Here is a 14,741-nt window from a genome sequence, read left to right on the forward strand (position 1 = left end):
CGGACCAGGGCACCGGGCGCCCACCGCGAACCCACACCACCTCAGCCGAACGCGAGATCCGGGAGGACCTGATCACCATGGCCATCACCGACGACCTGCGCAAGACCCTCAGCGACCCGACCCCGCTCTACTTCGCCGCCGGCACCGCCGACCTCGCCCTCCAGCAGGCCAAGAAGGTGCCCGCACTGGTCGAGCAGCTGCGCACCGAGGCCCCGGCCCGGATCGAGAAGGTGCGCGGCACCGACCCGAAGGTCGTGCAGGAGAAGGCCACCGCCCGTGCCAAGGAGGCCCAGGAGACCCTCCAGGCCAAGGTCACCGAGCTGATCGGCGGCTTCGACGTGGACCTGAAGAAGCTCGGCGAGCAGGCCCAGGACCTCGCCCTGCGCGGCGTGGGCGTCGCCGCCGAGTACGCCGTCAAGGCCCACGAGACCTACGAGAAGGTCGCCGAGCACGGCGAGCAGGCCGTGAAGACCTGGCGCGGCGAGGCCGCCGAGGAGATCGAGGACCTGGCCATCGTCGTCGAGGGCAAGCCCGAGCCCGTCGAGGTCAAGGACGAGGCCGGCCGCCCCAAGGTCGCCACGCCCGAGGTCGCCGCGGAGAAGAAGGCCGCCGCCAGGAAGGCCCCGACCGCCCGGAAGACGACCCCGGCCAAGAAGCCCACTCCGCCGGCCAAGTGACCGCGCGGGCCGTGACGGACCGGGCATCTTTGGGGTGTCCGGCCCGTTCCGCCCGTTCTATGGGTACGGTTGCGGCAAAGGGACCGAGCAGCGGACAGGGGCGGTGGCGAGCATGCTGATGTTGGGCTTCGCGGGATTCATGGGGATCCTGAAGATCGTCCTCATGGCCCTGGCCGCGTTCGCGCTCGTCGACGCCGCCGTGCGCCGCGAGGACGCCTTCCGCGCGGCCGACAAGAACAACAAGGTCTTCTGGCTGATCATCCTGGCCATCGCCCTGGTCGTCAGCATCCTGTTCTCGATCCTGTCCATCCTGCCGATCGCCGGCGCGGTGGCCAGCATCGTCTACCTCGTGGACGTCCGCCCCGCCGTCAGGCAGGTCACGGGCGGCGGCAAGGGCTTCGGCCGCCGCGGCGGCAGCAGCAGCGACGGCCCGTACGGCCCCTGGAACGGCGGGCGCTGAAAGCCGCCCGCCGCTCTGGAAGCCCCGGCAGGGACGCGGGGAACAACGGCGGGAGCGGACCCCTGCGCCGTCACGCCAGCCGGTCCAGCAACACCACCGCCACGTCGTCCGTCAGCTCGCCCCCGTTGAGCCGGCGCACCTCCTGCACCGCGGCCCGCAGCAGCTCCTCGCCGCGCAGCCCCTCGGCGAACTGGCGGCGGATCATCTCCACCATGCCGTCCTGGCCGAGCCGCTCCCCGCCGGTTCCGACGCGGCCCTCGATCAGCCCGTCGGTGTAGAGCATCAGGCTCCACTCGGCGCCCAGCTCCACCTGCATCCGCGACCAGCGGGCGCCGGGCAGCAGCCCGAGCGCGGGACCGTTGTTGTCGTACGGCAGCAGCCGCGCGGGCATGCCGGGGCGCACCAGCAGCGGGGCCGGATGGCCGGCCAGGCACAGGCCCGCGTGGCGGCCGTCCGGCGCGATGTCCACCGTGCACAGCGTCGCGAAGATCTCCTCGTCCGCGCGCTCGTGCTCCAGCACCTCCTGGAGCGTGCCCAGCAGCTGGTCCCCGCACAGCCCCGCGAGGGTCAGCGCCCGCCAGGCGATCCGCAGCTCCACGCCGAGCGCGGCCTCGTCCGGGCCGTGCCCGCAGACGTCGCCGATCATGGCGTGCACCGTGCCGTCGGGGGTGCGCACGGCGTCGTAGAAGTCGCCGCCGAGCAGCGCGCGCGAGCGGCCCGGACGGTACCGGGCCGCGAACCGCAGCGAGGAGCCGTCGAGCAGCGGCGTGGGCAGCAGCCCCCGCTCCAGGCGCCGGTTCTCCTGCGCCCGCAGCCGGCTCTCGGTGAGCCGGCGCTCGGCGGTGTCGGATCGTTTCCGCTCCACCGCGTACCGGATGGCGCGGCTGAGCAGGCGGCCGTCCAGCTCGTCCCGGAAGAGGTAGTCCTGCGCGCCGACGCGCACGGCCTCGGCGCCGCGCTCGGCGTCGCCGGAGGCGGTCAGCGCGAGCACGGCGTGCCGGGGCGCGAGCTGGAGGACGTGGTGCAGCACGGCCAGCTCGTCGTCGGTGTCGCTGCCACCCGGCGCGGGCAGCGCCAGGTCCAGCAGGATGCAGTGGACGTCGTCGGTGAGCAGCCGCTCGGCCTCGGTGAGGTTGCGGGCGGTGCGCACACGGATCGGCTTGCCGGCCGAGTCCAGAAGTTCGGGCACGATCGGCGAGCCGACCGGGTCGTCCTCGATCAGCAGCAGGGTGAGAGTGGCGCCGCTCACGGTCGCGGCGTCGCGGTGGGCCTCTTCCTTGAGGGGGCCGCCGACGGCGCCGGCGGCCTGCGCCTGACCACTCTCCACGGCCGGGATCGCTCTCTGCCGCGGTACGGGTACGGGCATCGTCCTGGGTTCCTTCCCTCCCCCCGAGGGCGCGGCGGTGTCGAGGGGTCTCGACCCACCGTCGGGTGACCATAGCGGGTGCGGCCACCCCGATGGAATGGTGTGAGCCGCGTCGCTCCGGCTCGGGCCGCTGTCATATGCCGCTTTCCGTACCGCAGTTGGACAGGGAACCGGGCCCCGAGGAATGACGAAGCTCACGTCCTGCCCCGGTTTGCACGGGGGTTGGCGGTGGAGTGGGTCACATGACCCGCGTCACCGGGACGAAAGCCGTATAACGCGGCTCACGCGACCCCACTCACAGCCACGCTCGCCCGGACCGACGGCAGCGGGTGTCGGGCCCCGGCGGCCCGCGTCGGCGGAACCTCGGCCGGATCGACGGAAGCCCGCGTCGGCGCGACCCCGGCCGGGCCGAAGGAAGCCCGCGTCGGTGCCCCCCGGCCGGACCGACGGAAGCCCGCGGCGGCCCGCCTCGGCGGTCCGCCCCGGCGGCCCGCGTCGGCGGAACCTCGGGCCGCCCCGGCAGCACGCCTGGCCCACCCCGGCAGCACGCCTGGCCCGCCCCGGCAGCACGCCTGGCCCGCCCCGGCCGCGGAACCTCGGAGCCTCCAGCCCAGGTACCGGCGGCGCCCGCCGGCCGGACCGTCGGCGCAGCCCGCCCCCGGACCCCCGCGCTCCGCCCCCGGCATCACGCGTCCGGTCGTACGACCCCCAGGATCGGCATCGAACCCGCCCCCGCGACCGTCACCGAGCGCCCCGGACGCGGGGCCTGGATGATCGTGCCGTCCCCTATGTACAGGGCGACATGGCTGGCGTCGTCGAAGTAGATGACGAGGTCGCCGGGCCGCATGTCCTTGACGTCGATGTGCTTGAGCTGCTTCCACTGCTCCTGGGAGGTGCGCGGGATGGGATGGCCGGCCGCGGCCCACGCCTGGGAGGTCAGCCCCGAGCAGTCGAAGGAGTCCGGGCCCGCGGCGCCCCACACATACGGCTTGCCGAGCTGGGCGGTGGCGAACGCCACGGCCTTCTCGCCCGCCGCGGACGCCTTGCCGTGGATCCGGTCGAGGATGCCGGTGTCCAGCCACGCGGTCTGCGCCTTCACGGCGGCCTGCTGCTCCAGCTGCGCGAGCCGCTCCCGCTGCTTCTCCTCCAGCGAGGACTCCAGCTTCTTCGCGGCGTCGATCTGCTGCTGGATCTTCTTCTTGGCGCGCGCCTTGGCCTTGCGGTCGGCGTCCAGCTTCTTGCCCTGGGCGGCCGCGTCGGCGGCGTAGTCCCGCAACTGCTGCTGGGCGTCGGTCCGTTCGCCGATCAGGTGGTTGGCCGCCTGCTGGCCTTGCAGGACGAGCCCCGCGCCGTCCAGGAACTGATCCGGGTCGTCGCTGAGCAGGAACTGCGCGGTGGGCGGCACCCCTCCGGTGCGGTACTGCTCCCGCGCCGCCGCGCCCGCCTGGTCCTTGAGCTGCGCGAGCCTGCGCTGCCCGGCCGCGATCTTCCTGGCCAGCGCGGCGATCTCGGCGGACTGCTTCTTGGCCTTCTCCTCCGCGGCGTTGTACGCGTCGGTGGCCACGGCCGCGTCGTGGTAGAGCTTGTCCAGCTTCTCGCGGACCTGCTCCAGATCCTTGTCCGGGACGGGTCTCGGGCTCGGCCCCGCCGTCGGACCGGCGTCCCGTGGGGGTGCCGGCGCGGCGAGCGCCGTACCCGGTGCCGCGAGGACGGCCACCGCGCAGACCACGGTCAGGGCGGCCGCGAGCAGACCGCGCTTGCCCGTACCCATACTTACCCCCCAGCTGATTTACCGTCAGTAACTTACGGGTGCCTGAGGGATCGTGCCACGGCCGCGCGCAAAGCGACAGAGGCCGTGAGGAAAGTCGGATTCCCCCCCCCCGCACGGCCCTGACGACGATCACCTCGCCCGTCTGACGAACGACGCGCCGGGTTCGTTCCGCCGCCCGCCCACCCGAAGGGGTGGTTTCGACGGCTCCGCCCCACTCCGCCCCGCTCCGGCCCCGCCTCAGCCCCGCGGCGCCAAAGCCCCCCACGCCACGGTCACTTCACCCTGCCGCCAGCGGACCGGCGCGTCCGTCACCGGCCAGTCCGCGGTCAGGTCGCGCACCGCGCGCAGCCAGCGCTGCCGGGCGCCGTACGCGGCGTACGGCGCGGCGGCCGCCCAGGCGCGGTCGAAGTCGCGCAGGAAGGCGTGCACCGGCTCGCCGGGCACATTGCGGTGGATCAGCGCCTTCGGCAGTCGTTCGGCGAGGTCGGAGGGGCGCTCCAGGGAGCCGAGCCGGGCGGCGAAGGTGACGGTCCGCGGCCCCTCGGGCCCGAGCGCCACCCAGACGTGCCGCCGCCCGATCTCGTCGCACGTCCCCTCGACCAGCAGCCCTCCGCGCGAGGCGCCGCCCGCCGGGGCCAGCCGTGCGCACAGCCGCTCCCAGACGGCGGCGACCTGGTCCTCGTCGTACTGGCGCAGCACGTTCGCCGCGCGGATCAGCAGCGGGCGCCCGGCCACCGGGACCTCGAAGCCGCCGTGCCGGAAGACCAGCCCCTCGCGCTCGTAGGGCCGCGCCGCCGCCACCCGCTCCGGCTCGATCTCGATGCCGACGACACGGGTGGCCGGGGCGGCGGTACGCAGCCTGCCGAGCAGTTCCACGGCGGTCCAGGGGGCGGCGCCGTACCCGAGGTCGACGGCGACCGGCTCGGCGGCGCGGCGCAGCTCGGCGCCGTGGACGGCCGCGATCCAGCGGTCCATGCGGCGCAGCCGGTTGGGGTTGGTGGTGCCGCGCGTCACGGTCCCGACGGGGCGGCGGGCGGCTGCGCGGGTCGACATGAGTACGAGGGTAAAGGGGGATAGGGCCGAGCTAAGAAGGGTAATGATTCGGCAAAGCGGCTTGTATGGGAAATGGCCGGCCACCCGTCCGCTGTTGCACCTGCCTGGAGGGCGCAGGCGAGTCCTCCGTCCGGCATGCCCGCAGCAAGGAGGAACGCCAGGTGAGCCAGTACGCCAGCAGGCTCGGGCGCCGCTCCCCGTCCGCCGCGCCCCGGCTACGGCTGCTCCGCCGGCCCCGCCGGGTCGCGATGCTCTCCGTCCACACCTCGCCCCTGCACCAGCCCGGCACCGGCGACGCGGGCGGCATGAACGTCTACATCGTGGAGCTGGCCCAGCGGCTCGCCGCCCTCGGCATCGAGGTGGAGGTCTTCACCCGCGCCACCGCGGGCGATCTGCCGCCCACCGTCCAGCTCGCCCCCGGCGTCCTGGTCCGGCACGTGGACGCGGGCCCGTACGAGGGCCTCGCCAAGGAGGAGCTGCCCGCCCAGCTGTGCGCCTTCACGCACGGCGTGATGCAGGCCTGGGCCGGCCACCGCCCCGGCTACTACGACCTGGTCCACTCCCACTACTGGCTCTCCGGCCACGTCGGCTGGCTCGCCGCCCAGCGCTGGGGCGTCCCCCTGGTGCACGCCATGCACACCATGGCCAAGGTCAAGAACGCCAACCTGGCCGCCGGCGACCGTCCCGAGCCCGCCGCGCGGGTCATCGGCGAGACCCAGATCGTCGCCGCCGCGGACCGGCTGATCGCCAACACCGAGGAGGAGGCCGGCGAACTCGTCCGCCACTACGACGCCGACCCCGGCGCGGTCGCCGTCGTCCACCCCGGCGTCAACCTGGAGCGCTTCCGCCCCGCCGACGGCCGGGCCGCCGCCCGTGCCCGCCTCGGCCTGCCGAAGGACGCCCTCATCCCCCTCTTCGCGGGCCGCATACAGCCTTTGAAGGCCCCGGACGTGCTGCTGCGCGCGGTGGCCGTCCTCCTCGACGAACGCCCCGAGCTGCGCTCCCGCATCCTCGTCCCCGTCGTCGGCGGCCCCAGCGGCAGCGGCCTCGCCAAGCCCGAGGGCCTCCAGAAGCTCGCCGCCCGGCTCGGCATCGCGGACGTCGTACGGTTCCGCCCGCCCGTCGGCCAGGAGCAGCTCGCGGACTGGTTCCGGGCCGCGTCCGTGCTGGTCATGCCGTCCTACAGCGAGTCCTTCGGGCTGGTCGCCATCGAGGCGCAGGCGGCCGGCACCCCGGTGCTCGCCGCCTCGGTCGGCGGGCTCCCGGTCGCGGTGCGCGACGGCGAGACCGGCTTCCTGGTCGAGGGGCACGAACCGGCCGACTACGCGCGCGTCCTCGCCCGGTTCGCCGACGAGCGGGCCCTCACCGCGCGCATGGGCGACGCCGCCGCCCGGCACGCCCGGTCCTTCGGCTGGGACGCGGCGGCCGCGGCGACCGCCGACGTGTACACGGCCGCGATCCAGTCGTACCGCCGTCGCGTACGCTCCCACCATGGGTGATGTCGAGAAGGCCGGACAGGTCCTGGAGGCCGCTTTCCAGGACGCCGAACTGGAGTGGGAGAACCCCGAGCCCGGCACCTACGTGGTCAAGCTGCCCGGCACGCAGAAGCTGTCCACCACCGTCTCCTTCCTCGTCGGACGGCACTCCCTCTCTCTGAACGCCTTCGTCGTGCGCCACCCCGAGGAGAACGAGGCGGGCGTGCACCGCTGGCTCCTGGAGCGCAACCTCAAGCTGTACGGCGTGAGTTACGCCGTCGACCGCCTCGGCGACGTCTACGTCACCGCACGCCTCCCGCTCGCCTCCGTCACCCCCGACGAGATCGACCGCCTCCTCGGCCAGGTCCTGGAAGCGGCCGACGGCGCCTTCAACTCCCTGCTGGAGCTGGGCTTCGCGACCTCCATCCGCAAGGAGTACGCCTGGCGCGTCTCCCGCGGCGAGTCCACCCGCAACCTGGACGCCTTCAAGCACCTCGTCGAGCGCCCGGCCGAGTGAGCTCCGGGGGCCCCGACGCCGGCCGCGCCCCGCTGCGGTAGCGGCCCGGCGGCACCCCGACCAACTTCCGGAAGTGCCGGGTGAGATGGGCCTGGTCGTAGAACCCCGTCAGGGCCGCCACCTCGCCGGGCGGCAGCCCGTCCAGCAGCAGCCGGCGGGCCCGGCCGACCCGGCGTGACATCAGGTACTGGTGCGGGGCGATGCCGTACGCTCCGCTGAACGCCCGTACGAGGTGGGCGGGATGGGCGTGCAGCGCCCCGGACGCCTCCGCGAGCGAGAGGCCGTCGGTGAACCGCGTATCCAGCAACTCTCTGAGCTGGCGCGCGAGTCGCGGATCTCGTCGGGGCCTCGGCGGTTCGGCGCGCCGCCGCAGATGCGCCCGCAGCCGCTCCCCGACGAGCGTCAGCCTGCTCTCCGCCTCCAGCTCGTCGCCGGGCCGGGCGAGGGCCGCGTGCAGTTGCCCGACCCGCAGCCGCAGCACCGGATCGCGCAGATCGGGCCCGTCGACGGCCGCCCCGATCAGCTCCTCGCCGAGCCGGCTGCTGTCGAGGTAGACGACCCGTTTGCGGAAGCCGCCGGGGGTGGCGGGGGAGCCGTTGTGCGGCACGTGCGGGGGCAGCAGGCTGACCGTGTCGAGAGGGGTGCCGTGCTCGTGCCGGTCGAGGTCGTAACGGACCGCGCCGTCGTCCACGATGAGCAGCGTCCAGGCGTCGTGGACGTGCATCGGGTAGGCGTACTCGGTGAAATGGGCGTGGAAGACCTCGGTGACGCCCGGCACCCGCGGACGCCACGCGCTCACTTCCCCGCCCGGAGCCCCGCCCGGAACTCCCCGCGCGGCCCTGCTCGCGGCCATGCAAACAACGTACAAGACCGTGCGGCGGCACGATCGGCAGTCTCATCCCATGAGCACCCTGACCCCTGGGCCGATCCCGGCCGACGCCCCCGGACCGACCCCCTCCGTCGCCGCCGAACCCCTCCGCTTCGACACCAAGATCGCCGTGCTGCTGCGTGCGGACCTGGCCCCCTGGCAGCGGTTGAACGTCACCGCGTTCCTGGTCAGCGGCCTGGGCGCGACGCTGCCCGAGGTGGTCGGCGAGCCCTACGAGGACGCGGACGGCACCCGGTACCTGCCCATGTTCCGGCAGCCGGTGCTGGTCTTCGAGGGTGAGAAGGAGACCCTGCGCGCGGCCCACGGACGGGCGCTCCGCCGCGCCCTGCCCTGCGCGGTGTTCACCGCGGACCTGTTCGCCACCGGCAACGACCGCGACAACCGCGCGGCCGTACGCGCCGTACCGACCGCCGATCTGGATCTGGTCGGGCTCGCGGTGTACGGCCCGCGCAACGCGGTGGACAAGGTGCTGAAGGGGGCGCGCATGCACCCCTGACGCGCGCCCCCGACGGGGGAGCGGCCGGACCCCCGTACCGGCCGCCCCCCGGCTTCCCGCGGTCAGTCGAACATGCCGGGCTGGTAGTCGCCCGCGGGCTGCCGGACGAGCACGTTCACGCGGTTGTACAGGTTGATGACGGCGATCAGGCCCACGAGAGCGGCGAGCTGCTCCTCGTCGTAGTGCCGGGCGGCCTGGGCCCACGCCTCGTCGGTGACCCCGCCGGCCGCGTCCGCGATCCGGGTGCCCTGCTCGGTCAGCTCCAGCGCGGCACGCTCGGCCTCGGTGAACACCGTGGCCTCCCGCCAGGCGGCGACCAGGTGCAGCCGCTGCGCGCTCTCCCCGGCGGCCGCGGCGTCCTTGCTGTGCATGTCGGTGCAGAACCCGCAGCCGTTGATCTGGCTGGCCCGCAGCTTCACCAGCTCCTGCGTCGCGAACGGGAGGGTGGAGTCCGAGAGAACCTTCCCGGCCGAGTTGACGTACTTGAGGAACTTGCCGGTGACAGGGTTGGTCATCAGGTTCAGACGGGCGTCCATGGTGCTGCGCTCCTGTGTCGGGTCGTACGGCTCGCTGCTGCTTCACCTCATGGACGGAAGGGGGCGCGGCGAATGTGACAGGGTCGTGTGTGACCTGCGTCACACAGCCGGTGGGTGCTGTCACATGGCCGGCGAGCGTTCCGGAGCGGCATCGGCGGCGGGGACGACCACCGGCCCGTCCGTCGTACGGCCTTCCTCCTCGCCCCCGCGATCGCCGAGGCCGCGCATCAGCAGGGCGTACCCGAGCCCGGCGGCCATCCCGAGGACGGCGCACGTCCCCCACAGCCACCTCGCCCCGAACCGGTCGAGGACCAGGCCGGACATCAGGGGCGCGACCAGGGCGGCGACGGACCAGGACAGGGTGTACACGCCCTGGTAGCGGCCGCGGCCGTGCACGGGGGAGAGGCGGACGACCAGGCCGGTCTGGGTCGGCGCGTTGACGATCTCGGCGAGGGTCCACACACAGACGGTCGCCATGAAGGCGCCGACGGACCCGGCGAAGGCGGTGAGTCCGAAGCCGTACCCGGCGAGGACCGAGGAGACGACGAGCAGGGTGCGCGGGTCGCGGTGCTCGATGAACCGGGTGACGGGGATCTGGAGGGCGACGATCAGGACGCCGTTGGCGGCGATGGCGACGCCGTAGTCGGCGGGCGTGAACCCGGCGCGGCCCATGGCGACCGGCAGCGCGACGTCGCCCTGCTGGAAGATCAGTGCGACGAGGAAGGACAGGCCGACGACGGCCATGTAGCGTCCGTCGCGCAGCACGGTGCCCAGGCCGGTCCGGGGCTCGTCCTCGTGGATCGGGGCGGCGGGCCGGGACTCGGGGACCTTCAGGAAGACGACGAGGGCGCAGGCGGCCGTCATGCCCGCTTCCAGGAGGAACCCGGCGAGATAGCTGAACTCGGCGATGAATCCGGCCGCCGCGGCGGAGACGGCGAAACCGAGGTTGATGGCCCAGTAGTTGAGCGAGAAGGCCCGCACCCGGTCCTCGGGCCGCACGATGTCGGCCATCATCGCCTGCACGGCCGGGCGGGAGGCGTTGGACGCCACGCCGACGAGGAAGGCGACGCCGGCGATGGCGACCGGGCCGGTCATGAACCCCAGCAGCGCGACGGAGGCGGCGGTGGCCGACTGGGCGACGAGCAGGGTGGGCCGCCGCCCGACGCGGTCGGCCATGACCCCGCCCACGAGCGAGGCCACGACCCCGCCCAGCCCGTGCAGGGAGGCGACGAGACCGGCGTACGAGGCGGAGTAGCCGCGGTCGAGGGTGAGGTAGAGGGCCATGAAGGTGGCCACGAAGGCGCCGAGCCGGTTGACGAGGGTGCTGGTCCACAGCCACCAGAACTCACGGGGGAGCCCCGACACGGCTGTCCGGGCGGCGCGTCCGAGACGGGCGGCGGGCATGAGGGGACTCCCTGGGCGGTATACGGCTGACGCCTGGATCGGTAAGCGGCTGCTGGCGCTCGCACAACTTACTAACGGGGTCTGACATCGACCACCGGATTAACCGGCGGACGCCAGGCGCCCCCGGCGTTCCGCCCACCGGTCGGCCGCGCCGGCGCCCGGTGGGCGTGGATTACGCTCTGAGGCATGGCCGACGCACCGTACAAGCTGATCCTCCTCCGCCACGGCGAGAGCGAGTGGAACGCGAAGAACCTGTTCACCGGCTGGGTGGACGTCAACCTGAACGAGAAGGGCGAGAAGGAGGCAGTCCGCGGTGGCGAGCTCCTGAAGGACGCAGACCTGCTGCCCGACGTGGTCCACACGTCCCTCCAGAAGCGCGCGATCCGCACCGCCCAGCTGGCCCTGGAGGCCGCGGACCGCCACTGGATCCCGGTCCACCGCAGCTGGCGCCTGAACGAGCGCCACTACGGCGCCCTCCAGGGCAAGGACAAGGCGGCCACGCTGGCCGAGTTCGGCGAGGAGCAGTTCATGCTCTGGCGCCGCTCGTACGACACCCCGCCGCCCCCGCTGGCCGACGACTCCGAGTTCTCCCAGTTCGACGACGCGCGCTACGCGACCCTCCCGCCGGAGCTGCGCCCGAGGACCGAGTGCCTGAAGGACGTCGTCTTCCGGATGCTCCCCTACTGGTACGACGCGATCGTCCCGGACCTCCTGTCCGGCCGCACGGTCCTCGTCGCCGCCCACGGCAACTCCCTGCGCGCCCTGGTCAAGCACCTGGACGGCATCTCGGACGCCGACATCGCGGGCCTGAACATCCCGACGGGCATCCCCCTCGCCTACGAACTCGACTCGGACTTCAAGCCCCTGACTCCGGGCGGCAAGTACCTCGACCCGGAGGCAGCCGCGGCAGCAATCGAGGCGGTCAAGAACCAGGGCAAGAAGAAGTAACCTCCGCCGATCAAGCCCCCTGCCTGCGGTTTCTCCGCTGGGAGGGGGCTTGTTGCTGCGCTGGGGTGTCCGGCTCTACGACGGTCATGTCGCCGGGCGCTGGTACGACAGGACGTAGGCGTCCGCTGCCATGACGGTGTCGCAGACCTCGACCGCCCGCCCCTCGGTGTCGAGGGCGGTCCGGACGAGGTGGATGACGGGGACGCCGGGTGCGAGCCGGAGCGTCTTCACCTCGGCCGGGGTGGGCATCCGTGCGCGGATCTCCTCTTCGAAGTGGTCGAGGTGACGGCCGAGTTCTTCGAGGCGGGCGTAGATGCCGCCGGGTCCGGGATTGGGTTCGGCGATGGGCGTTCCGCGGGCGACGTCGACCGGCAGGTACGAGGCGGCAAACCCGACCGGCTTCCCGTCGAGCAGGTACCGACGCCGCCGCACGAGAACCCGCCGCACGGCCCCGAGCCGTGGACCCAGGGCAAGAAGAAGTGGCCCGAGTGCATCAGACTCCGCTATCTACCGGCGTCCCTGCAGGTGAGGGACCTGATGTGTGCCCGGTTCCCTATGTTCGCGATGCTCGCTTGCGGGGGCGTGACCACCTGTGCCAGCGGCCTGTGAAGAGCCGCTCAACGATCAACATCAGTACCAAGCTCGCGCCCACGATGCCGCAGCCCTGAAAGAACAGGGTGCTGAATAGTGCCTTCCAGAGGGTTATAGCAACGATGAGGCAGCCCACTACAACTGCGAGGGTGCTCACGAGTTGAAGCAGCACGTAGAGCGGTGCAAGCGCGTTGCGGACACCCCCATACGACTGAGGCTGTGGTTGCTCCCCATGCACGTGTACTGTCAGATGCTGATCACGTCCAGCTTGGTACACACGCCCGTCGCCCTCGGCATGGCCGTACATCTGCCGCCAAGAGCCTTCCTGGTCACGCTGGCCTGGGGCCATCATCCTCGTCTCACCTGGCGCTCATCGCTCGCTGATGAACTGGTTCCCGCCTGCTTGGTACACCCGGCCGTGGTCACGGGCCTCGGCGTTGAAAGTGCTGTTCGTCTTGTGTGAGCCGGCTTCCGTAAGTCTGGACAGCAAGCCTTCGAACTCTGCCGCAGCGGCCCGGTCCTCCAGGAAGAGCGTCAGCATGCGCCCCTGCCAGGCTGACTGAATAGCCTGACGTATGGGTTGGATCTCCGTGTAAGGAGCGGCGAGCAGTGCAGAACGCGACGTCTCAAGATCTCGTTCCAGCTCGGCAGCGGAGTCTGGGCGGAATCGGCGCCACAGATCAACGACGCCTGATCGCAGCGTCTGCCAGCCATCTGTTGCCATGGCCGATACGACGGCCGAGCCGCCTGCGCTGGCCAAGGCGATGAGCGTCGGCTCCACGATCTTCCCTCCCCGTTTAGGCCCAGTGGACCGATCCTAGCGACCAACTCCGGCACTTTGTGCGGCACTTCTCGTCTGTCGCTGGTCGTTATTGACAACCTCACCCCCTGGGTGACTTGGACGACAACCCGGCGTTAGGGCGGAGGAGCGTGCCACATGGGTGCCAGATCGTGCGGGGAACCACGGGGAACACCGGGGGGGTGCCTCTATGTCTTTCGTCAAGGCACCCTTGTCGGGTTTGGGGTGGTCCGGGGTTGCTGGGTTATGCGGCGAGCTCGATGTCCGTGCGCGTCCGGGATTCGTAGAAGGTGCCGTCGCGGAGCATGGCGAACAGGACGCTGATGCGTTGGCGGGCGAGTCGGAGGAGGGCCTGGGTGTGGGTTTTGCCGCGGGCTCGCTGGCGGTCGTAGTAGGTGCGGGAGGCCGGATCGGCGTTCATGCAGGCGAAGGCGGACAGAAACATCGCGCGTTTGAGCTGCCGGTTGCCGCCTCGGGGTGCGTGTTCGCCGTGGATCGAGGTGCCGGACGACTTCGTGGTCGGGGCGAGTCCGGCGTAGGAGGCGAGGTGGGCGGCGGTGGGGAAGCCGGTGCCGTCGCCGACGGTGACCAGCAGGACGGCGGCGGTCCTGACGCCGACGCCGGGCATCGACGTCAGGACCGGGGAAAGAGGGTGGGCCTCCAGCAGCGTGTTGATCTGCGCTTCCATCGCCCGGCGCTGGGTGTGGACGGCGGCCAGGGATGCGGCCAGGGAGGGGATGACGATGTCGAGGGTGCCGGTGCCGGGGACGGTGACGGTCTGCTCGTCGAGTGCGTCGAAGACATCGTCGATCAGCCGCTGGGCCATGCGGGGAGCTTTCGGGCGGATCAGCTCGACGAGTCTGCGGCGGCCGGCCTTGCGCAGGGCGGCCGGAGAACCGTAACGCTCCAGCAGCCAGGTGACGGCCTGGTGGTCCAGACGCGGTCCCAGGACACGTTCCAGGCTGGGGTGGAACTGGGTGAGCAGGCCGCGTATCCGGTTGGACGTGCGGGTGGACTCGGCGGCGAGGTCTTGGTCGAAGCCCACCAGGACCGTGAGTTCGGCGGTGATCTCGTCGGTCAGTTCCAGCGAGCGCAGGGTGTGCGGCATGGTGCGGGCCGCGTCCGCGATCACCGCGGCGTCCTTCGCATCGGTCTTGGCCTCGCCCGGGTAGAGATCGGCGATCCGGCGCATGGCCAGTCCGGGCAGGTAGGCCACTTGGCAGCCCGCGTCGCGGGCGACGGTCAGCGGAAGGGCGCCGATCGAGGCGGGCTGATCGACGACCACCAGGACGGTGCCGAACTTGTCGCGCAGCTTGTCGAAGACGGCCCGCAGCCTGGGTTCGCTGTTGGGCAGCGGTTTGTCGAAGACCTTCTTCCCGGCCGGGGTGCGTCCGTGGCCGTGATGGGCGCTCTTGCCGACGTCCAGGCCCAGGAACACGCCAACGTCTTCGATCTCGAACATCGTGCCCCTTCCCAAGGGGTGTTGACGGTGCCGGCCTCGGCTCGGGTGTCGTGCTCGCGCATCCACGTTATGCAGACCTGCCGCCCGCGAACTGCCCGGCGTTGCGCCGGACCGGACGGTGGCCGGACCTCTGATCAGCGTCTCCGACGGACACCTCCCGGGCCCGGTGACACCACCCCCCAGGTCATGCCTTCGACAGGGGGACACAGTCATACCGGGCCCGGAGGCCAGCGGCCCTCTTGCAGGACCGCGAAAAAGATAACGGGGAGTCCAGTGGCCAAGCAGGCGACGAGACCG

At 72.0% G+C, this 14,741-nt stretch carries 14 protein-coding genes and 1 pseudogene; 6 read left to right on the plus strand and 9 right to left on the minus strand.

Annotated elements, in window-relative coordinates; genetic code table 11:
* The first annotated feature begins 77 nt into the window (after window positions 1–77).
* On the plus strand, window positions 78–677 hold the full coding sequence (locus tag ACE4Q9_RS18230) for a hypothetical protein (protein ID WP_397985276.1): 600 nt from the start codon (window positions 78–80) through the stop codon (window positions 675–677).
* Between the two features lie 112 nt (window positions 678–789).
* Window positions 790–1,137, plus strand: a complete 348-nt coding sequence (locus ACE4Q9_RS18235; protein WP_397985277.1) for a DUF2516 family protein — start codon at window positions 790–792, stop codon at window positions 1,135–1,137.
* A 70-nt stretch (window positions 1,138–1,207) separates the two neighbouring features.
* Here the strand turns inward: ACE4Q9_RS18235 and ACE4Q9_RS18240 are convergent, their stop codons facing one another.
* The 3 genes from ACE4Q9_RS18240 to ACE4Q9_RS18250 form a co-directional block, all read right to left on the minus strand.
* Window positions 1,208–2,503 (minus strand): PP2C family protein-serine/threonine phosphatase, encoded by a 1,296-nt coding sequence (locus tag ACE4Q9_RS18240; RefSeq protein WP_397985278.1) that lies wholly within the window; start codon window positions 2,501–2,503, stop codon window positions 1,208–1,210.
* Window positions 2,504–3,188: 685 nt separating this feature from the next.
* Window positions 3,189–4,274 carry an NlpC/P60 family protein gene (locus ACE4Q9_RS18245; RefSeq protein ID WP_397985279.1) on the minus strand — a complete coding sequence of 362 codons (1,086 nt, stop codon included), beginning with the start codon at window positions 4,272–4,274 and terminating at the stop codon, window positions 3,189–3,191.
* A 237-nt stretch (window positions 4,275–4,511) separates the two neighbouring features.
* Entirely contained in the window at window positions 4,512–5,327 is an 816-nt protein-coding gene (locus ACE4Q9_RS18250; protein ID WP_397985280.1) for a class I SAM-dependent methyltransferase, read from the minus strand.
* A gap of 161 nt (window positions 5,328–5,488) precedes the next feature.
* On the opposite strand from ACE4Q9_RS18250, the gene mshA reads away from it, so the two are divergent.
* Window positions 5,489–6,826 carry a D-inositol-3-phosphate glycosyltransferase gene (gene mshA, locus ACE4Q9_RS18255; RefSeq protein WP_397985281.1) on the plus strand — a complete coding sequence of 446 codons (1,338 nt, stop codon included), beginning with the start codon at window positions 5,489–5,491 and terminating at the stop codon, window positions 6,824–6,826.
* Complete coding sequence (locus tag ACE4Q9_RS18260) at window positions 6,819–7,319, plus strand: YbjN domain-containing protein (protein ID WP_397985282.1); 501 nt, start codon at window positions 6,819–6,821, stop codon at window positions 7,317–7,319. The genes mshA and ACE4Q9_RS18260 overlap by 8 nt, the downstream gene beginning before the upstream one ends.
* Here the strand turns inward: ACE4Q9_RS18260 and ACE4Q9_RS18265 are convergent.
* Window positions 7,288–8,172 carry an AraC family transcriptional regulator gene (locus tag ACE4Q9_RS18265; RefSeq protein WP_397985283.1) on the minus strand — a complete coding sequence of 295 codons (885 nt, stop codon included), beginning with the start codon at window positions 8,170–8,172 and terminating at the stop codon, window positions 7,288–7,290. The genes ACE4Q9_RS18260 and ACE4Q9_RS18265 overlap by 32 nt on opposite strands.
* Before the next feature lie 49 nt (window positions 8,173–8,221).
* Here ACE4Q9_RS18265 and ACE4Q9_RS18270 point away from each other — a divergent pair, with 49 nt between their 5' ends.
* Window positions 8,222–8,704 (plus strand): DUF2000 family protein, encoded by a 483-nt coding sequence (locus ACE4Q9_RS18270; protein ID WP_397985284.1) that lies wholly within the window; start codon window positions 8,222–8,224, stop codon window positions 8,702–8,704.
* A gap of 62 nt (window positions 8,705–8,766) precedes the next feature.
* On the opposite strand, the gene ACE4Q9_RS18275 is transcribed toward ACE4Q9_RS18270, so the two are convergent.
* Together ACE4Q9_RS18275 and ACE4Q9_RS18280 are read right to left on the minus strand one after the other, a co-directional pair.
* Window positions 8,767–9,240 carry a carboxymuconolactone decarboxylase family protein gene (locus tag ACE4Q9_RS18275; RefSeq protein ID WP_397985285.1) on the minus strand — a complete coding sequence of 158 codons (474 nt, stop codon included), beginning with the start codon at window positions 9,238–9,240 and terminating at the stop codon, window positions 8,767–8,769.
* 120 nt (window positions 9,241–9,360) lie between these two features.
* Window positions 9,361–10,644 (minus strand): MDR family MFS transporter, encoded by a 1,284-nt coding sequence (locus tag ACE4Q9_RS18280; protein WP_397985286.1) that lies wholly within the window; start codon window positions 10,642–10,644, stop codon window positions 9,361–9,363.
* A gap of 186 nt (window positions 10,645–10,830) precedes the next feature.
* On the opposite strand from ACE4Q9_RS18280, the gene ACE4Q9_RS18285 reads away from it, so the two are divergent.
* Window positions 10,831–11,592 (plus strand): phosphoglyceromutase, encoded by a 762-nt coding sequence (locus ACE4Q9_RS18285; protein WP_397985287.1) that lies wholly within the window; start codon window positions 10,831–10,833, stop codon window positions 11,590–11,592.
* Between the two features lie 84 nt (window positions 11,593–11,676).
* On the opposite strand, the pseudogene ACE4Q9_RS18290 reads toward ACE4Q9_RS18285, so the two are convergent.
* The 3 genes and pseudogenes from ACE4Q9_RS18290 to ACE4Q9_RS18300 all read right to left on the minus strand — a co-directional run.
* Window positions 11,677–12,060: pseudogene (locus ACE4Q9_RS18290) on the minus strand (UTRA domain-containing protein); the annotation flags it as partial.
* A gap of 493 nt (window positions 12,061–12,553) precedes the next feature.
* The gene (locus ACE4Q9_RS18295) at window positions 12,554–12,964 is read right to left on the minus strand and encodes a hypothetical protein (RefSeq protein ID WP_397985288.1); all 411 of its coding nucleotides are present in this window, start codon (window positions 12,962–12,964) and stop codon (window positions 12,554–12,556) included.
* Window positions 12,965–13,226: 262 nt separating this feature from the next.
* A complete protein-coding gene (locus ACE4Q9_RS18300) occupies window positions 13,227–14,444 on the minus strand; it encodes an IS110 family transposase (RefSeq protein WP_145486262.1) in 1,218 nt (405 codons plus the stop codon).
* Window positions 14,445–14,741 lie beyond the last annotated feature (297 nt).

Origin of the sequence: Streptomyces sp. AM6-12, assembly GCF_044327085.1 — a bacterium.
Classification (GTDB): domain Bacteria; phylum Actinomycetota; class Actinomycetes; order Streptomycetales; family Streptomycetaceae; genus Streptomyces.